General features: G+C 69.7%; 16 protein-coding genes. 5 read left to right on the top strand and 11 right to left on the bottom strand.

The window, feature by feature from the left end; all coding sequences use genetic code 11:
• Positions 1-14 precede the first annotated feature (14 nt).
• The 5 genes from QNA09_RS20720 to QNA09_RS20700 are packed head-to-tail and all read right to left on the bottom strand — an operon-like array spanning position 15 to position 6367.
• A complete protein-coding gene (locus tag QNA09_RS20720; RefSeq protein ID WP_119700100.1) occupies positions 15-1151 on the bottom strand; it encodes an Mrp/NBP35 family ATP-binding protein in 1137 nt (378 codons plus the stop codon).
• Positions 1148-4036 carry a molybdopterin-dependent oxidoreductase gene (locus tag QNA09_RS20715; RefSeq protein ID WP_017680820.1) on the bottom strand — a complete coding sequence of 963 codons (2889 nt, stop codon included), beginning with the start codon at positions 4034-4036 and terminating at the stop codon, positions 1148-1150. The genes QNA09_RS20720 and QNA09_RS20715 overlap by 4 nt, the downstream gene beginning before the upstream one ends.
• A gap of 43 nt (positions 4037-4079) precedes the next feature.
• Complete coding sequence (locus QNA09_RS20710; RefSeq protein WP_119700099.1) at positions 4080-5600, bottom strand: 4Fe-4S dicluster domain-containing protein; 1521 nt, start codon at positions 5598-5600, stop codon at positions 4080-4082.
• A 4-nt stretch (positions 5601-5604) separates the two neighbouring features.
• A complete protein-coding gene (locus QNA09_RS20705; RefSeq protein WP_010593701.1) occupies positions 5605-5838 on the bottom strand; it encodes a sulfurtransferase TusA family protein in 234 nt (77 codons plus the stop codon).
• Positions 5839-5863: 25 nt separating this feature from the next.
• Positions 5864-6367 carry a DsrE/DsrF/DrsH-like family protein gene (locus tag QNA09_RS20700; protein ID WP_010593700.1) on the bottom strand — a complete coding sequence of 168 codons (504 nt, stop codon included), beginning with the start codon at positions 6365-6367 and terminating at the stop codon, positions 5864-5866.
• Positions 6368-6537: 170 nt separating this feature from the next.
• On the opposite strand from QNA09_RS20700, the gene QNA09_RS20695 reads away from it, so the two are divergent.
• Together QNA09_RS20695 and QNA09_RS20690 are read left to right on the top strand one after the other, a co-directional pair.
• On the top strand, positions 6538-7683 hold the full coding sequence (locus QNA09_RS20695) for an MBL fold metallo-hydrolase (RefSeq protein WP_017680818.1): 1146 nt from the start codon (positions 6538-6540) through the stop codon (positions 7681-7683).
• Positions 7684-7802: 119 nt separating this feature from the next.
• Complete coding sequence (locus tag QNA09_RS20690) at positions 7803-8165, top strand: helix-turn-helix transcriptional regulator (RefSeq protein ID WP_026137777.1); 363 nt, start codon at positions 7803-7805, stop codon at positions 8163-8165.
• 53 nt (positions 8166-8218) lie between these two features.
• Here the strand turns inward: QNA09_RS20690 and ilvD are convergent, their stop codons facing one another.
• Positions 8219-9913: a dihydroxy-acid dehydratase gene (gene ilvD / locus QNA09_RS20685; RefSeq protein ID WP_119700343.1), complete on the bottom strand. Its 1695-nt coding sequence runs from the start codon at positions 9911-9913 to the stop codon at positions 8219-8221.
• Positions 9914-10062: 149 nt separating this feature from the next.
• Positions 10063-10635, bottom strand: coding sequence for a TIGR03086 family metal-binding protein (locus QNA09_RS20680; protein ID WP_119700098.1), 573 nt, complete (start codon positions 10633-10635; stop codon positions 10063-10065).
• Positions 10636-10765: 130 nt separating this feature from the next.
• Here QNA09_RS20680 and QNA09_RS20675 point away from each other — a divergent pair, with 130 nt between their 5' ends.
• From QNA09_RS20675 to QNA09_RS20665, 3 genes are read left to right on the top strand one after another with little or no spacing between them, the layout of a single operon-like run.
• Positions 10766-11761: an aldo/keto reductase gene (locus tag QNA09_RS20675; RefSeq protein WP_119700097.1), complete on the top strand. Its 996-nt coding sequence runs from the start codon at positions 10766-10768 to the stop codon at positions 11759-11761.
• A 42-nt stretch (positions 11762-11803) separates the two neighbouring features.
• The gene (locus QNA09_RS20670; protein WP_040274755.1) at positions 11804-13141 is read left to right on the top strand and encodes a nitrate/nitrite transporter; all 1338 of its coding nucleotides are present in this window, start codon (positions 11804-11806) and stop codon (positions 13139-13141) included.
• Positions 13113-13718 (top strand): GTP pyrophosphokinase family protein, encoded by a 606-nt coding sequence (locus tag QNA09_RS20665; RefSeq protein ID WP_010593693.1) that lies wholly within the window; start codon positions 13113-13115, stop codon positions 13716-13718. The genes QNA09_RS20670 and QNA09_RS20665 overlap by 29 nt, the downstream gene beginning before the upstream one ends.
• 133 nt (positions 13719-13851) lie before the next feature.
• Here the strand turns inward: QNA09_RS20665 and QNA09_RS20660 are convergent, their stop codons facing one another.
• The 4 genes from QNA09_RS20660 to QNA09_RS20645 all read right to left on the bottom strand — a co-directional run bounded on the left by QNA09_RS20660 (position 13852) and on the right by QNA09_RS20645 (position 18530).
• The gene (locus QNA09_RS20660) at positions 13852-14700 is read right to left on the bottom strand and encodes a 3-hydroxybutyryl-CoA dehydrogenase (protein ID WP_010593692.1); all 849 of its coding nucleotides are present in this window, start codon (positions 14698-14700) and stop codon (positions 13852-13854) included.
• A gap of 60 nt (positions 14701-14760) precedes the next feature.
• Positions 14761-15918, bottom strand: coding sequence for an acyl-CoA dehydrogenase (locus QNA09_RS20655; RefSeq protein WP_010593691.1), 1158 nt, complete (start codon positions 15916-15918; stop codon positions 14761-14763).
• Positions 15919-16076: 158 nt separating this feature from the next.
• On the bottom strand, positions 16077-16814 hold the full coding sequence (locus tag QNA09_RS20650) for a TetR family transcriptional regulator (protein WP_010593690.1): 738 nt from the start codon (positions 16812-16814) through the stop codon (positions 16077-16079).
• 72 nt (positions 16815-16886) lie between these two features.
• Entirely contained in the window at positions 16887-18530 is a 1644-nt protein-coding gene (locus QNA09_RS20645) for an acyl--CoA ligase family protein (protein WP_010593689.1), read from the bottom strand.
• Positions 18531-18572: the final 42 nt, after the last annotated feature.

The raw sequence follows: 18572 nt of genomic DNA, 5'->3' as shown, positions 1-18572 counted from the left end.
CGCGGGCTCGTCGGCTACGGGACCGACAGCGGTAGCGGCCGGCCGACGAGGCTCCGTCTCGGGGCCGGCAGGGCCGCGGCGATCTGCCGGATCTGCGAGACGGAATGGGCGTGCGGCGTCGCCACCACGGCCGGGACGCCACTGTCTCCCGCCGCGCGTAGCTCGATGTCGAGAGGCACCTGCCCGAGGAGCGGTGCCGCGATGGCCCGGGCCAGGCGCTCGCCGCCTCCGGTACCGAACAGCGGTGTGCTCGCCTGGTAGGACGAGCACACCAGTGCCGACATGTTCTCCACGACGCCGACAACCGGCATCCGCAGGTCACGCGCCATGCGGCCCACCCGCTGGGCGACGGTCTGGGCCGCCGGTTGCGGCGTGGTGACGGCGAGGAGCGCCGCATCCGGCACGAGTTCGAGCAGCGAGAGGGTGACGTCTCCGGTGCCCGGGGGCAGGTCGACGAGCAGGACGTCGAGCTCACCCCAGTACACGTCGCGCAGGAACTGTTCGATCGCCTTGTGCAGCATGGGGCCGCGCCAGACCACCGGCTCGTCGTCGCGGACGAAGAACCCGACCGACATGAGAGCGACGCCGAAGGCTTCGACCGGCAGCATCGTTCCGTGCAAGGCGACCGGTGCGCGGCGCACTCCGAACAGATGCGGAACGGAGTAACCCCAGACGTCGGCGTCGAGAACGCCGACCCGCTTGCCCTGCTGGGCCAGCGCCACCGCGAGGTTGGCCGTGAGCGTCGACTTGCCGACACCACCCTTGCCGGAGGCCACGGCGTACACCCGGGTCGGCGAATCCGGACCGAAGGGGGGAGCGTCCGTGGGTTTCGCGCCGCGCAAGCGGGCGGCGAGTTGCCTCCGCTCGGTTTCGTTCATCGTCGCGAAGTCGACCTCGACGCCGGTCACGCCGGCGACTGCCCCGGCGGCCGCGGCGACGTCGGCGGAGAGGGTGGCCCGCATCGGACACGAGGCGGTGGTGAGCCGGACGGTCACCCGGACGAGTCCGGAGCGATCGATCTGCACCTCGCCGAGCATGCCGGCCTGCTCGAGCGGCAGATGCAACTCGGGATCCTCGACCCGGGCCACCGCGGCCCGCACCGCCGCCGCGGAGACTGCCGGGCCGGACGTCCTCCGCGACAGCAGACTCATGCTCGCTCCTCCGCCCCGGGCGCGCGGAAGGCACGCCGACGGGGTTTGACCGGCCGCATCAGGAACTCCGGGCGGCGCAGCCCGGACCGGCTGGGCCCGGGCCGGGTGCACTCCATCCAGGTGCGGTAGACCTCCCGGGACCGCCGGGTGTCCACCACCACGTCGCCGTACCGGTCGTCGGTGCGGGCCTTCTCCACGCGCACCTTCTGGTGCCAGCAGTGCATGCCCGACAGGGGGTCGGGGTGCACGGCGAAGGCGAGGTTCTGATGCACGCCGGGATCGTCCCAGTAGATCCGCTCGCTGTCGGGATCGTCGCTGCGGAACGGCTGTACCCCCTGCTTGTAGCGCAGCCGCCACACCCCGTTTCCGTCGTTGTCGAGATCGACGAGGCCCATGGCCCACCGGGAGCCGGCGTTCTCGGACGTGCGCCAGCGGCCCATGTGGTGCGAGAGCGCGAGGACGCCGGGGCGGATCGCCTCGGTGGCCCACACCCGGGCCACGAAGTACCCGATCTCGGTGTTGATCCGGACCAGATCGCCCGTGCCGACGCCGAAGCGCGCGGCGTCCGCGGGATTCGTCCACAGCGGATGCGTGTTGCTGATCTCGTTGAGGTACTTCGCGTTCCCGGAGCGAGTGTGGACCAGGGTCGGCAACCGGAAGGTCGGTACGAGCACGATCTCGTTGTTCGCCGGGTCGATCGAGCGGTGCCCGACGTGGGACTCGATGTAGCCCGGGGTGGCGTACTCCTCCCACCCGAAATCGACCATGGTCTCGCTGAACAGCTCGAGTTTGCGCGACGGGGTGAGCCACCCCGCGGTCCTGCTGCCGTCCTCGTGGACGACGCCGACCGCACCCGCCTCGCCGACGAGAGGTGGGGTCGAGTCCAGGGTCACGGCTTTGCGCAGGACCCCGTGCTCGTCCGGGTCCGCCCCCTCGGTCTCGGCGGCCGTCAGCGGCCGCTCGTCGAGTCGGTAGGTGTCCTTGGCGACCTCGAAGACGCCGTATCTGCGCATGTACTCCAGCGGGGTGAGCCCTCGGTCGGCTGCGGCCTTCGGCAGACCCGGCACGCTGTTCTCGAACACCCACCGGTAGTACTCGTCGACGGTGACCTTCTCCCCGGGCCGGTAGGGGGATTCGAAGAACTTGCGGATCCCGAGGCTGCCGTCGGGGTCGATGCGCCAGGACAGCTCGAACCAGAACTCGTTCTCCTCCCACACCTCTCCCGGATTGGACTCGCGGGAGTCGGACACGCTCCGGCCCATGCGCTCGAGCGCCACCCGGGTGACGGGCTGACGGAACCCGAGCCACTTGCCGGCGTACTGCTCGTAGGACTGGGTGTCGTGCCGCTCGGTGCTGTGGCCCATGGGCAGGACGTAGTCGGCGAAGGTGGCCGTCTCGGACCACGTGGGGGTCAGCGCGACGTGGCAGCCCACGAGCGATTCGTCGGTCAGGGCCTCCAGCCAGCTGAAGCCGTCGGGGTTGGTCCACACCGGGTTGTAGACGCGCGAGAAGTACATCGACAGCGTGCCGCGGCCGTCCCGGAGCAGATGCGGCAGCAGGATCGACATCTCGTTGGTCGACAGGGGGAACTCGGCGGGCCAGAGCAGCTCGTTCCAGGACTCGTGTCCCTGCGGCACGTTCGGGCCGTGCGCGATGATCTTGTCCCAGCCGTTGGGGCTGGTGCCCCCCTTGGTGCCGACGCTGCCGGTGAGCACGTTGAGGAAGAACAGGGCCCGCGAGACCTGCCACCCGCCGAGGTTGCCGGCGGTCGCCGCCCGCCAGACGTGCGCCGACAGGGCCGAACCGGCGGTGGCGACGATCCGGGCGAGCTCGGCGATCTGCGCCTCGGGAACCTGCGCTTCCTGTGCGGCGTAGGCGAAGGTATACCCGGAGTAGTCCTCGGTCAGTGCGCCGACGAACGCGTCGAAGTCGTCGGCGGGCAGTTCGGGGTGGCGGTGCTTCATGTAGGTGGACCAGTTCACCCAGCGACGCAGGAAGGCCCGGTCGATGCGGTCGGTGCGCAGCAGATGCGATGCGACGGACAGCAGGATCGCGGCCTCGCTGCCGGGCCACGGGGCGATCCACAGGTCGGCGTGCGACGCGGTGTTCGACAACCGCGGATCCAGGACGACGACCTTGGCGCCGCCCTGGATCTTGCCCTCCATGATCCGCTGCGCGTGCGGGTTGAAGTAGTGCCCGGTCTCGAGGTGGCTCGAGATCAGCAGGATGACCCTGGCGTTCGCGTAGTCCGGGGAGGGCCGGTCGTAGCCGCCCCACAGGGAGTAGCCCAGCCGGGCGCCGGCGGAGCAGATGTTGGTGTGGCTGTTGTGCCCGTCCACGCCCCACGCCAGCAGGAACCGCTCGGCGAAGCCGTCCTCGCCGGGCCGGCCCACGTGGTAGACGACCTCGTCCCGGCGGTCCTCCACGATGGCGGCCCGGATCCGGGCGGCGATGTCGTCGAGGGCCTCGTCCCAGCCGATGCGCTCCCACTGCCCACTGCCGCGGGCACCGACGCGCTTGAGCGGGTGCAGGATGCGCTCGGGGTCGTTGATCTGGTTGATCGTCGCGGGACCTTTGGCGCAGTTGCGCCCGCGTGAGCCCGGATGGGCCGGGTTCCCTTCGAGTCGCTTGATGGACAGATCGGACTTGTCGACGTACGCGAGCAGACCGCATGCCGATTCGCAGTTGAAGCAGGTGGTGGGCACCAGCATGTACTCGTGCGGAACCTTACGCGGGTGGGCCTTGGCGTCGTATTCGACGTGATGGTCCCAGTTCTCGACCGGAGGAAAGTTCCGCAGCCGCTCGTGCGTGCGCTGACCGGGCAGCACCGGCTCGGCCGCGATGTGTTCCGGCTCGGCCGCGATGCGCTCCGTCTCGGCAGTCATGGCAGTTCCCTTCGGATGGATGGGCGGGTGCCCGGTGGGCCCCTCACGACAGCGGCGGATCCTGACCCGCCCGGACGAACACCGTCTCGTAGGCCAGCAGCGCGACCTGCGTCAGCAGACCGGCGGCAATCAGGAGGACGGCACCGGCGGAGCCGTTCCACGACGGGGCGGCCAGCGCGGCCGCCACCACTGCCGGGGCGATCGCCCCCAGCCGGAACAGCCGGGCGTAGCGGCCTCGGGTGACGATGTGCGCGGCGACGGTCGCCTGCCGGCTCGCATGCCTGCCGGAGTACTCGATGCCCAGCATCAGCAGATGCAGCACGGTCGAGATCACGAAGACGCGGACGAGGAAGGCGACCGCACCGTCGGTGAGACCCGCGAACGGCGCGAGGACGAGCAGTGCCCCGGTCCCGACCATGGCGGCCTGGACCAGCAGGTGCCAGAACAACAGCGGTGACTGCCACAGGTCGCGCCCCTCGGCCTGCCCGAAGAGGAACCCGGTGTAGCCGGCGACGAGCGCGCCGGAGGCGAGGGCGGCCCAGGCGAGTACCGTTGTCGCCCAGCTTGATTCGAGCAGGCTGGCGAGGACCCACAGGGCGGCGACACCGCCGAAGACGGCCAGCGCGTACGCGCCCCACACGAGCCACGAGGACCAGTTGGATTTGAGGAAGATGTAGAGAAAACGCTCGGGCCGCTTCAGGTCCCAGATCAACAGCACTCCGGTGAGCGCCGCGCCCGCCATGGCCACCACGGGGGCCGCGTAGTCGCCCAGCCACCCCAGGTCGATGCCGAGGAGGTGGGCCAGCCCTGCGACGGCGAGGGCGCCGGCTCCGACGGCCTTGGTCCACAGGTAGGTCGTCACGCGCCATCCCCACGGCCGCGGATGGGCCGTGTTCAGCGTGGTGCGCGCCTTGGTCGTGCGATCCCTGGGCAGGTCGGCGGCGGTCTCGCGGCGGTGCGCGTCCGGCTCCGCCCAGATGTAGGTGTCGGCGACCGGCGCGGCCAACGGATCGAGGACCGCCCGGTCGGCACCGAGATAGAAGACGTTCGGCCCGGTGTTCTGCTCCGGGGAACGCACGGTGGTCTGCTGCGTGCTGACCAGGGTGGCGATGCCGCTCGTCGGATCGTCGAGGTCACCGACCCAGATCGAGTGGGTGGGGCACACCACGACGCAGGCAGGCTCCATCTCGTTGTCGATACGATGCGCGCACATGTTGCACTTCGCCGCGGTGTGGGTGTCCTGATCGATGTAGATCGCGTCGTAGGGGCACGCCTGCATGCAGCTCTTGCACCCGATGCAGCGCTCGTTGTCGAAGTCGACGATCCCGTCGTCGCGCTTGAACAGGGCTCCGGTGGGGCAGATCTTCACGCACGGCACATCGGTACAGTGGTTGCACCGCATGACACCGAAAGATCTTGTGGTGTTCGGAAACTCGCCGGAATCGACGTACTTCACCCACGTACGGAACTGGCCGAGCGGCACCTCGTGCTCAGTCTTGCAGGCGACCGTGCAGGCGTGGCAGCCGATGCACGTGCGCTGGTCGATCGCGAAGCCGTAGCGCACCGAATCACTTCTTCCGGATGAGGTAGCGGTGGATGCCGTCTTCGCTGTTGTTGTCCAGCAGTTCGTTTCCCGTGTCGTTCGCCCACGAGGGGATGTCGCGTCTCGATCCGCCGTCGGTGGCCTCGACGAGCAGGATCTGCCCCGACTCGAGCTTCTTGATCGCGCGCGAGGCGAGCAGCACCGGCATCGGGCACTTCTGTCCCTTGGCGTCGACGACGACGTCGATCTGGTAGTCCACGGTCGGCTCCTGTGTCGGGAACGGATCAGATGAACAGGCTGATCTGGGACCTGCTCATGGCGGAGAGGGCGGTGGCTGCACCGACGGGCTCGCCGACGCCCTCGATGAGCTGGTCGTGGCGCACACCGAGCAGGTCCATGCTCATCTCGCACGGCCACAGGTTCACCCCCATTTCGGTGCACATCTCGACCAGCTCGGCGGGATGGGCCACATTCTTCTGGCGGGCAAGCTTTTTCATCATCCACGGGCCGGCGCCACCCAGGTGGAGCTTGGACAGTTTCATGTGCTGCATCCCGGGCCGGTTCATGCCGGCCAGCGCCTTGGTCATCGCGTCGGTCCCGGTGATCCGGACGTCGTCGCGCACCAGGGGGAACAGTCCCCAGAAGGTGAAGAAGATCGTGGTGGACATTCCGTAGGCGGCACCGGTGGAGCCCAGGATCAGCGCCGGCCACATCCTGTCCAGATCGCCGCTCCAGGCCACGATCGTCATGCTCTCGTCGTCGACGTCACGCTGCGGGTTGTCCGACATGCGCCGGCCCCTTTCGTGGTTGCCGGGGAGGCCTTGTCCGGCCTTCGCGCGGAGTGTTGCGATATGTGATCCAGGACACTACATTCGTGTATGCGCATACCGCAAGATGGTTCGGAAAGTCGCCCTCCCGGTGTGCGGACCACCCGCCCGTTTCGTCCCTGGGAGGACACGTGGCCGATACCGTCACCGCCTCGGAGCTGTTTCTCGAGCTCCGGGCGGGCACCGTTCCCGAGATCCTCGACATCCGCAGCACCGAGGATTTCCGGGCCGGCAGGATCGAAGGACCCCGGCCCGTTCCCACTCGCCACGTCCCGGTCTATCGGGTGATGGAAGAGCTCGAGGAACAGGCCGCCGCCACGCGGTCGGGTGCCGTCGTCGTCTGCGGGCAGGGCAACGGCTCCGAACTGGTCGCCGAGGAATTCGAGACGCTGGGCCTGCGCACCCGTTCCCTCGAGGGCGGTACCGACGCGTGGAACCGGCTCCTCGTTCCCGTCGAGATCGCCGGACTGCCCGGCGACGTGCGCATCTGGCAGTTCCAGCGCCCGGCGAAGGCCTGCCTGTCGTACCTCGTCGGCGTGCCCGGCGGCCGCGGCATCGTCGTCGACCCCGCCAGGTCGACCGAGGCATACCTGGAACTCGCTCGAAAACAAGATGTTTCGATCGTGCACGTCGTGGACACCCACGTGCACGCGGACCACGTCAGTGGTGGCCCGGCGCTGGCGGCCCGGCTCGATGCGGAGTATCACCTGCCGCCGGAGGACGCCGGCGGCATCGTCCCGTTCCCCAACCGGCCGCTGAAGGAGGGCGACGAACTCGACCTGGGATCCGCCGCCGTCCGGGCCATGACCATGCACCTGCCGGGCCACACTCCCGGCACGACGGCACTGTTGGTCAGCGAATCGGTCCTGCTCGTCGGCGACACCGTCTTCGTCCGGGGCCTCGGCCGGCCCGACCTGACCGGCCGGGCCGAGGAGCTGGCGCGGGATCTGTTCCGCAGCGTGCACGACAGGCTGCGGCCCCTCGACCCGCGAACGACGATCGCCCCGGCCCACTGGTCGAGCAACGAGGAGATCAACGCCGACGGACTGGTCGTCACCACGCTCGAAGAGATCTTCACCGCCACACTGCTGAACGAGCACGCCCTCGAACGCTTCGTCGAGCAGATCGTGAACTCGCTGCCCGCCGCCCCGGACACCTACGAGACGATCCGCCGCGTGAACGCCGGACAACTCGCTCCCGCCGACGACGAGATCGACGTCCTCGACGTCGGCCGCAACCAATGCGCGGCCTCGACCTCCCTGAAGGCCGCCCACTGAGCGGCACGGCCGCCGACGACACCAGCACGCTCGCCGCGCTCGCGCCCCGGCCGCGATCCGGGACGCCGCTGCCCCCCGACCGGCACACCTATACTCGGCACCCGACGCTCGGAGGAGTGATGGAACAAGACATCGCGGCACAGTTGCAGGAACTCCACGCCCGAGTCTGCAAGGCCATCGCCGACCCCAAGCGACTGCTCATCATCAACGAACTCCGGGACGGTGAACTCAGCGTCGGTGACCTGTGCGAGGCGCTGGGCTTCAGCCAGTCCAACGCCAGCCAGCACCTGTCCGTTCTCCGCGAGCGCGGGATCGTGAACGCGCGACGTTCCGGCAACAACGTCTTCTACTCGCTGCGCAGCCGGAAGATCGTGCAGGCGGTGGACCTGCTCCGGGAATTCCTGGCCGAAGACCTGGCCGACCAGGCGAACCTGCGGGGCGCCCTCGACGGCCGGAAAGTCGACCTCGGCCTCGATCGGTAGGGCGCCGTCGCGCAGGCCGATTCTCCACCGTCCCGACGGATCCGCGAATCGGGTCAGCCGCAGACCGCCCCGCCCGACGCCGAACCGACCAGCTTCGTGTACTTGGCCAGCACCCCGCGCGTGTAGCGGGGAGGCAGCGGCTCCCACCCCTGCCGGCGGGACGCGAGTTCGTCGTCGTCGACCAGCACGTCCAGGGTGCCGTTCGCGACGTCCAGCCGGATCGGGTCGCCGTCGCGGACGAACGCGATCGGGCCGCCGTCCACGGCTTCCGGCGCCACGTGCCCGACGCACAGGCCCGTCGTGCCCCCGGAGAACCGGCCGTCGGTGAGCAGCAGCACGTCCTTGCCGAGCCCGGCGCCCTTGATCGCGCCGGTGATGGCGAGCATCTCCCGCATTCCCGGCCCACCCTTCGGGCCCTCGTACCGGATCACCACCACGTCGCCCGCCGTGATCGTGCCGTCCTCGAGGGCATCCATCGCCGCCCGCTCGCGCTCGAAGACCCGGGCGGTGCCCTCGAACACCGACTCGTCGAAACCGGCGGACTTCACCACCGCCCCACCCGGGGCGAGACTGCCCTTCAGGATCGTGATGCCACCCGTGGGATGGATGGGCTCACCCAGGGCGCGCAGCACCTTGCCGTCCGGATCGGGCGGGGCGATCTCGGCCAAGTTCTCGGCGACGGTCCGCCCCGTGACGGTGAGGCAGTCACCGTGCAGCAGACCCGCATCGAGCAGCGCCTTCATGATCACCGGCACGCCGCCGATGCGGTCGACGTCCTGCATCACGTGCCGGCCGAACGGCTTGACGTCGGCCAGGTGCGGGACGCGCGCACCGATGCGGGAGAAATCGTCCAGCGTCAGCTCGACCCGCGTCTCGTGCGCGATCGCCAGCAGATGCAGCACCGCGTTGGTCGACCCACCGAACGCCATCACCACGGCGATCGCATTTTCGAACGCCTCCTTCGTGAGGATGTCGGAAGCGGTGATGCCGCGGCGCAGCAGGTTCACCACGGCCTGGCCGCTGCGGCGGGCATATCCGTCGCGGCGGCGGTCCGTCGCCGGCGGCGCCGCACTGCCCGGCAGCGACATACCGAGCGCCTCGGCCGCGCTGGCCATCGTGTTCGCCGTGTACATGCCGCCGCACGCGCCCTCGCCGGGGCAGATGGCCCGCTCGATCGCGTCGACGTCCTCCCGGCTCATCAGTCCCCGGGCACACGCGCCGACCGCCTCGAAGGCGTCGATGATCGTCACGTCGCGTTCGGATCCGTCGGACAGCTTCGCGACGCCCGGCAGGATCGACCCCGCATACAGGAACACGGCCGCCAGGTCGAGACGCGCGGCGGCCATCAGCATCCCGGGCAGGGACTTGTCGCACCCGGCGAGCAGCACCGACCCGTCGAGCCGCTCCGCCTGCATGACGGTCTCCACGCTGTCGGCGATCACCTCGCGTGAGACCAGCGAGAAGTGCATCCCCTCGTGGCCCATCGAGATGCCGTCGGAGACGGAGATCGTGCCGAACTCGAGCGGGTAGCCGCCGGCGGCGTGCACGCCGTCCTTGACCGCCTGCGCCAGCCGGTCCAGCGACAGGTTGCACGGGGTGATCTCGTTCCACGACGAGGCCACCCCGATCTGCGGCTTGTCCCAGTCGTCGTCGCCCATGCCGACCGCACGGAGCATGCCGCGTGCGGCGGTCTTCTCGAGGCCGTCGGTGACGTCGCGGCTGCGGGGCTTGATGTCCGGCTCGGTCACACTGCTCGCCTCCGGCTCGGTCGCCCTGCTCGCCTCCGGCTCGGTCGCCCTGCTCGCCTCCGGCTCGGTCGCCCTGCTCGCCTCCGGCTCGGTCACACTGCTCGCCTCCGGCTCGGTCGCCCTGCTCGCCTCCGGCTCGGTCGCCCTGCTCATCGCATTCCTCCCGGCCGGGGGTCGCGCCCGGTCAGCGCCAGCAACCGGTCCTGCAGGGGCGCGTCGTCGGGCATCGGCACCGGCGGCGCGAACAGCCCGCTCGCACCCAGCATCTCGCGCTGTGGCTGCAGGTCCTCCCAGACGGCCGTCACCAGGTCGGGGTCGAGGGTCTCGTCGGCGCCGACGGCCCGCGCCAGATCCCAGGTGTGGATCGCGATGTCGCCCACCTGCTGTCGCAGATAGTCCCGCGCGGGGACCATCCCGTACGACAGGTGTACCTGTCTGTCCGGATCGGTGGACGCCCACGCGACGGACGCGTCGACCGCGTGCCGGTCCCACTCGGCCGACAGGTCGTCGCCGAGGGGGACGAGGTCGGCCTCCGCCTCGGCGATCGTCTTTCCGGCGAGGAGGGGCGGCACCCACCGTTGCTCGTCCACCACATGCCGGACCAGCGTGGCGACGTCCCATTCGGTGTCGGGGGTGGGGGCGGACCAGTCGGTGACCGCCGAGAGCCGGTTCTCGAAACCCTGCCGGGCGATGCGCTGCAATTCGAGCCAGTCGTACGACATGGATTCAGCGTAGGCGGGTGGTGGCGACGGCACCGGGTTTCCCGGACGTGCGCCGGATGCCGATGTTCGGAAGGATCGAGCAGGCGCGCCCGGCGCGCCTCCCGCTCGTCCGACATGCACTGGAGAATTCATGCCCGTCCCCACCGTCGCCCTCGCGCCCGGCCTGACCGTCAGTGCCCAGGGATACGGCGCGATGTCCGTCTCGCCCGCCTACGGCCCGGTCGACCTCGACGAGGCCCTCGCCACGCTGCATCACGCGGTCGATCTCGGCATCACGTTCGTCGACACCGCCGACGTCTACGGCGACGGCACCAGCGAGCGGGTCGTCGGGAAGCTGCTGAAGGATCGCGGCGACGAGGTGCAGGTGGCCACCAAATTCGGCCTGGTCGGCGCGCTGGGTACCGGCAACCGCGGTATCGACGGCCGCCCCGAATACGCGAAGCGGGCGATCGACGAGTCCCTGAGCCGGCTCGGGGTGGACAGCGTCGACCTGTACTACCTGCACCGCGTGGACCCGACCGTCCCGATCGAGGACACCGTCGGCGCCCTCGCCGAGCTGGTGCAGGCGGGCAAGATCCGGCACATCGGCCTGTCCGAGGCCACCGGCGACGAGTTGCGGCGCGCGCACGCCGTGCACCCGATCGCCGCGATCCAGTCCGAATGGAGCATCGTCTCCCGTGACGTCGAGAAGAACGTCGTGCCGACGGCCGCCGAGCTGGGCATCGGATTCGTGCCGTACTCGCCGGTCAGCCGGGGTCTGCTCACCGACGACTTCGACGCCGGACAGATCGGCGACCGGGATCTGCGCCGGCGTTTCCCCCGGTTCGACGCCGAGGCGCTGCCCGCCAACCTGCAGGTGCGCGCCGCGGTGCGCGCGGTCGCGGACGAGGCGGAGGCGACCGTCGCCCAGGTGGCGCTGGCGTGGCTCGACGCCAGGGCGCAGCAGTTCGGGTTGCCGTCGATCGCGATCCCGGGCAGCCGCTACGCCGCGCGCGTCACCGAGAACGCCGGGGCACTCGACGTGCGGCTCACCGACGAGCAGCTCGTCCGGCTCGACGCCCTCGCCGACACCGTCGTGGGCGGGCGGGCCGCGGACCCGACCTGGGTGTCGTGGGGCCGGGAGTGACTACCGGCGGGTAGACGCCTCGCCGCGTAGGGTCGTTTCATCATGAAACGGGTGTGGTGGGTGTGGGGCGTGGGTGTCTTCGCCTATGTCGTGGCCGTCATGCATCGCACGTCGTTCGGCGTGTCCGGTCTCGCCGCCACCGAACGTTTCGACATCACTCCGGCCGTGCTCTCCGGATTCGTGGTCCTGCAGATCGTGGTGTACGCGAGCATGCAGATCCCGGCCGGGGTGTTGCTCGACCGGTTCGGTTCGCGGGTGATGATCGCCTCGGGTGCGGCGATCATGGCGTCGGCGCAGCTGGTGCTGGCGTTCACCGAATCCCTGCCCGCCGCCTATGCGGCCCGAGTCTTCGTCGGCGCGGGCGACGCGCTCACGTTCATCTCGGTGCTCCGACTGGTGCCGGTGTGGTTCGACGTGCGACGGGTGCCGCTGGTCTCCCAGCTCACGGGCATCCTCGGGCAACTGGGGCAGGTGCTCTCGGCGCTGCCCTTCGTGCTGATCCTGAACGGATCGGGGTGGAGTGCGGCCTTCGCGAGCGCTGCCGCTCTGGGGGTGCTCGCGTGCGTGCTCGCCGTGGCCGTGGTGCGCGATGCACCGCCCGGCGTGGTCGTGCGGACCCAGGCTGCGGGGATGCGGCAGGTGCTCGGGCAGCTCGGGGTGGTGTGGCGCCGGCCGGGGACGCGGCTCGGGTTCTTCACCCACATGGGGACCCAGTTCTCCATCACCACGTTCGCGTTGTTGTGGGGCATGCCGTATCTCCAGTCGGCGCAGGGACTGTCCGCGGCCGCCGCCGGTTCGCTGCTCACCCTCTCCGTGGTGTCGGCGATCGCGGCCGGCCCGGTGCTCGGGATCCTCAGCGGCCGCTTCCCGCTGCACCGCTCGTGGCTGGTGCTGTCGATCATGGTGAGCAACGCGGTGATGTGGACGATCGTGCTGCTGCTGCCGGCGCCGGCCCCGATGTGGCTGCTCGTCCTGCTGATCGTGATCATCTCGGTCGGCGGGCCCGGGTCTATGATCGGATTCGACTATGCGCGGACATTCAACCCGAGCACCGCGCTCGGCACCGCCCAGGGCATGGTCAACATCGGCGGATTCCTGGCGTCCCTGCTGGTGATCCAGGCGATGGGGGTGATCCTGCAGCGTCTCGGTGGTTACACCTTCGAGGCGTTCCGGGTCGCCTGGCTGGCGCAGTATCCCGTGTGGATCGTGGCGATCGTCGGGGTGCTCGTCACCCGCGGCAAGGCTCGCCGCGAGGCGGGCGTATCGCCGCGGACGTTGCGGCAGGTGCTGCGCGACGGTCGTCGCGCGGGGCCGCCGGTGGAGTCGCCGACGCGCGTCGAGGAGGCTGGCGATGGCGGGGATCGGACCCGAGCGGACTGACAGCCCCCGACGGGATCCGGCCGGTGTCGGCAGGTCCGGCGGGTTCGCCCTGGAGGACTTGCGGACCAAGGTCGGAATCGTGCGGGACGAGTTCGTCGATCGTCACGGCTACGACCCCGTCGAACACGTCGAGTCGTGGACAGCCGCTGCCGCGCCGTCGGCCGGGCTCGCCGGAATCCGCATCACGTGCGGAGTGAACGCCGACGTGTACCGGCTGCGGGATCTGCTCGCCGTCCGGCGGGACGTGCGGGTGGTGGAGGCGCGGGACTACATCAGACGCGCGGGTCCCGACGGATACCGGGGTCTGTGCCTCGTCGTGGAGGTTCCGGTGGCACGGTCGGACGGCGTGCGCGCGGTGCGCGTCGAAGTGCAGATCCGCACCGGGATCATGGAATCGTGGGAGTTCGTGGCGACCCGGCTGCGCACCGGATTCGCCGATCACCTGCCTCCGGAGATGCTCGACGAGCTGGGCGCGGCAGCCGAGCGTGCCCGCGACCTCGACTCGCGGATCGGCGCCCTGCACCGGCGCATGGAGGACCGCATCGCCGGGTCGCAGCAGGAGGCGCCGCCGGCCTAGGCCCGGCCGTGCACTTGCGCGCGCAAAACCTTGTCGCGCGGGCATTTACGGGCGCATACAGCACCACCCCGCGCGGGGACGACGACGGCACGGACCCCCGCCGAGAACTCGACGGGGGTCCGCGGTGTGAGGCTCAGTTGTAGCTGTAGAAGCCCTGGCCGGTCTTGCGGCCGAGACGGCCGGCGTCGACCATGCGGCGCAGCAGCGCCGGCGGCGCGTAGTGCGGCTCGGCGAACTCGTCGTACAGCGACTGGGCGGCGTTGAGCGTGACGTCGAGGCCGACGGTGTCGATGAGGGTGAGCGGACCCATCGGGTAGCCGCAGCCGCCCTTCATCGCGGCGTCGATGTCTTCCTTCGTCGCATAGCCCGACTCGAGCATCCGCACGGCGGAGGTGAGGTAGGGGATCAGCAGCGCGTTGACGATGAAGCCTGCGCGGTCGCCGGCGCGGACCGTCGTCTTGCCGAGGGTGTTCTTGACGTAGTCGAAGACGGCGTTCGCCGTCTCCTCCTCGGTGGTCAGCGCCGAGATGATCTCCACCAGCGGCATCACCGGCACCGGGTTGAAGAAGTGCACACCCACGACCTGACCCGGACGCGACGTCGCCTGGGCCATCTTGATCACCGGCAGCGACGAGGTGTTGGTCGCCAGGATGCCGGACGGCTTCACGACCGCGTCGAGCTTGGTGAAGATGTCGACCTTGAGCGACTCGATCTCGGGCGCCGCCTCGATGACGAGATCACGGTCGGCGAGATCGGTGACGTCGGTGGTGACGCGGACCCGCGCGACGGCGGCGTCGGCCTCCTCCTGCGTGATCTTGCCGCGGGCGACGCCCTTGCCGATCGAGCCGGCGACACGCTTGCGTGCCGCCTCGGCGAATTCCTCGCTGGTCTCGAGCACGATGACGTCGCTGCCGGCCTTGGCGCACACCTCGGCGATGCCGGCACCCATCGTGCCGCCACCGACCACGCCGATCAATTCCACTGCCACGGGGGATTCTCCTCGTTACGAAGGTTGGACCAGGGTGAACTTACTGCCGCGGGGTCAGCGCAGCAGCGCGCGGGACATGACGACCCGCTGGATCTGGTTGGTGCCCTCGTAGATCTGGGTGATCTTGGCGTCGCGCATCATGCGCTCGACCGGGAAGTCGGTGGTGTATCCGGCGCCGCCGAACAACTGCACGGCGTCGGTGGTGACCTCCATCGCGACGTCGGACGCGAAGCACTTGGCGGCGGAGGAGATGAAGCCGAGGTTCGGCTCGCCGCGCTCGGCGCGTGCCGCCGAGGTGTACACCATCAGGCGTGCGGCCTCGACCTTCATGGCCATGTCGGCGAGCATGAACTGCACGCCCTGGAAGTCGGAGATCGGCTTGCCGAACTGCTTGCGGTCCTTGGTGTAGGCGATCGCGGCGTCGAGCGCGCCCTGGGCCAGGCCCACGGCCTGCGCACCGATGGTGGGCCGGGTGTGGTCCAGCGTGGCGAGGGCGGTCTTGAAGCCGGTGCCGGGCTCGCCGATGATGCGGTCGCCGGGGATGCGGCAGTTCTCGAAGTACAGCTCGGCGGTCGGGGAGCCCTTGATGCCGAGCTTCTTCTCCTTGGGACCGACCACGAAGCCCTCGTCGTCCTTGTGGACCATGAAGGCGGAGATGCCGTTGGCGCCCTTGTCGGGGTCGGTCACGGCCATGACGGTGTACCAGCTGGACTTGCCGCCGTTGGTGATCCAGCACTTCGAGCCGTTGAGGATCCAGTCGTCGCCGTCGGCCTTGGCACGGGTACGCATGCCCGCGGCGTCGGAGCCGGCCTCCCGCTCGGACAGCGCGTACGACGCCATCTCGCCCTTGACCAGGTCGGGCAGGACCTTCTGCTTGAGCTCCTCGGAGCCGGACAGGATCAGGCCCATGGTGCCGAGCTTGTTCACGGCCGGGATCAGCGAGGACGAACCGCAGACGCGCGCGACCTCCTCGATGACGATGCAGGTGGCGACGGAGTCGGCGCCGTCGCCGCCGTACTCCGTGGGGACGTGGATCGCGTTCAGGCCGGACTTGTTGAGGGCGTCGAGCGCCTCCTGCGGGAAGCGGGAGTTCTCGTCGACGTCCTTGGCGAAGGGCGCGATCTCCTTCTCGGCCAGCGCGCGGATCGCGGCGCGAAGCTCGTCGTGCTCCTCGTTCAGCTTGAACAGACCGAACTCCGGGTTGAAGGCCATGACGGCGGACTCCTATCGGCACGCAGTGCCAGTATCTGAGTTGGTGTCGCCTTCACCCTAGCGGACGTAGGGCGCGCGACGTCATGAAATTGCATCAAGTGAAGCACGGCACTCAGTGCCAAGTCAATGGCTGTGCTGGTCGGTTGTCCCCCGCGACGTCAGTCCGGTGTCCCCTCGAGCTGCGCCTGCACCCGACGGGCGACCTCCGCAGGCGGGGTACCCGGCGGATAGGTCACGACCGTGATCGCCCGCTCGCCGGTGGCGTGCGCGGCATCGGGGGCCCCGCCCTGTCCCGGTGCGACACCGAACGACCGTCGCACCTCGAGCAGCGCGCGGCGCAGTTCCTCCGCCGTCGCGGACTCGTCGCCGCGGATCATCGCGCGCAGCAGGAAGTTGTGCGTCGCGGTCATCGCGGCCGCGAAGCTGACGATCCGCACCCCCGACTCCGACGGCACGGCGGAACGCAGGTAGTCGGTGAACAGCCGCTCGTAGCGGTACGTCGTGACCAGCTCCCGCTCACGCAGCGCGGGCACCCGCTGCACCACCCGGTACCGCCACACCGCAAGCTCCCGCTTGTCCCGGAAGTGCCCGAACACCAGCTCCGCGGCCTCGGCGGTGGCCGCCCACGGATCCGCGAAATGCCCCGACAGGTACCGCGCGACCTGCTCGAGCAGCGACTCGTGATCGGCGAAGATCACGTCCTCCTTCGAGCGGAACTGCCGGAAGAAGGTCCGGCGCGAGACCCCCGCGGCCGACGCGATCTGCTCGACGGTGGTCGACTCGTAGCCGTACTCGGAGAACAGGCGGATCGCCTGCGTCACCACGTGCACCCGGAACTGGGCGGGATCGGGGCCGGTCGCGTCGATGCGGCGGGTGGAGTCGGGACCGAGTGCCATGGTTGTCAGTATCCAATCCGCCGCATCGAAGTCGAAACGGCCGCGCCGCCGATCCTTGCGCCGCGGCCGGCCTCAGGCCTGCGGCGAGTGCGCGGCCCGCAGCTCGAACTTGAGGATCTTGCCGGTCGGCGTGCGCGGCAGATCCAGCGGGAACACGATCTCCCGCGGCACCTTGTACCCGGCGAGCAACGTGCGGGTGTAGGAGATGAGTTCCTCGGCCGTGACGGTCTCGTCCTTCTTCAGGATCACGAACGCCTTGGGCCGCTCGCCCCACTTCTCGTCGGGCACGCCCACCACCGCGACGTCCAGCACGGCCGGGTGGCTCACGATGGCCTGCTCGACCTCCACGGTGGAGATGTTCTCGCCCCCGGAGATGATGATGTCCTTCGCGCGGTCCTTGAGCTGGATGTAGCCGTCCGGGTACATCACGCCCAGGTCGCCGGTGTGGAACCAGCCGCCCTCGAACGCCTTCGCCGTGGCTTCCGGATCCTTGAAGTAGCCCGCCATGACGTTGTTGCCGCGCAGCACGATCTCGCCCATCGTCTGCCCGTCGGCGGGCACGTCGTTCATGTTCGCGTCGACGACCCGCGCGTTCTCCGCCTGCAGCATGCCCACGCCCTGACGCGACAGCAGCGCCGCGCGTTCCTCGGCGGGCTTGTCGTCCCACGAGTCCTGGTACTCGCAGATCGTGTACGGCCCGTAGACCTCGGTCAGGCCGTACACGTGCACCACGGTCACGCCGATCTTCTCGAGCTGTGCGATCACCGTCGGCGACGGCGGCGCGCCCGCCGTGGTGATCCGCAGCGGCCGGTCCAACCGGTGGGCCTGCGGGGCTTCGGCGATGGTCGAGCACACCGCCGGAGCGCCGCACAGGTTGGTGACCCCGAGGTTGTCGATTGCGTCCCATATGGCGTCGGCCCGCACGGCGCGCAGGCAGATGTGCGTCCCGCCCGCCGCCGTCACCGCCCACGGCGTGCACCACCCGTTGCAGTGGAACATCGGCAGGGTCCACAGGTACTGCGTCTTCCCGTCGAACGCGTTGTGGAACGTCTCGCCGAAGGAATTGAGATACGCGCCGCGATGCGTGTACATCACGCCCTTCGGCTTGCCGGTGGTGCCCGACGTGTAGTTCAGGGTGATGACCTGTTCCTCGTCGTCGACGCCCCAGTGCAGCGGGGTGTCGTCGAGGCCGTCGGCGGCGGCGAGGAACTCGTCGTACCGGGCGGTGACGATCCCGGCCGGAACGTCCGGGTACGGAACCGTCGAATCCGGCACCTCCACGACCTCGGTCAGCGACGGCACGCTGTCCGCGACGCCCGCGACCGAGCCGACGAACTCCGAGTCGACGAACAGCAGCGACGCTTCGGCGTGACCGAGGATGTACTCGAGCTCGGGTCCGGCCAGCCGGGAGTTCAGCGCGATGAGCACGCCACCGGCGAGCGGCACCGCGAAGTGCGCGATGAGAAGTTCCGGCACGTTCGGCGCCAGGAACGCCACCCGGTCGCCGGGCTGGATGCGGCTGCGCAGAACCCGTGCGAAGCGCTGTGCCTCGTCGGCGAACTGCGCGTACGTGTAGCGGCGGTCGCCGTGGATGATCGCGGTGCGATCCGGGAACACGGACGACGATCGTTCGAGGAACCGCAGCGGGCTGAGCGGGGTGTGGTTCGCCGTTCGGGCGGCGGAGCTGGACGTGAGGGTGGACGACGGGGTGGACACGGATACCTCCGGAACTTCGGCACTCGGTCGGTGTACGCCATT

Source organism: Rhodococcus sp. AH-ZY2 (assembly GCF_030916465.1).
GTDB classification, from domain to species: Bacteria; Actinomycetota; Actinomycetes; order Mycobacteriales; family Mycobacteriaceae; genus Rhodococcus; species Rhodococcus ruber.
Note: the sequence above shows the minus strand (reverse complement) of the source record. Positions and strands in the feature narration are given on the sequence as shown.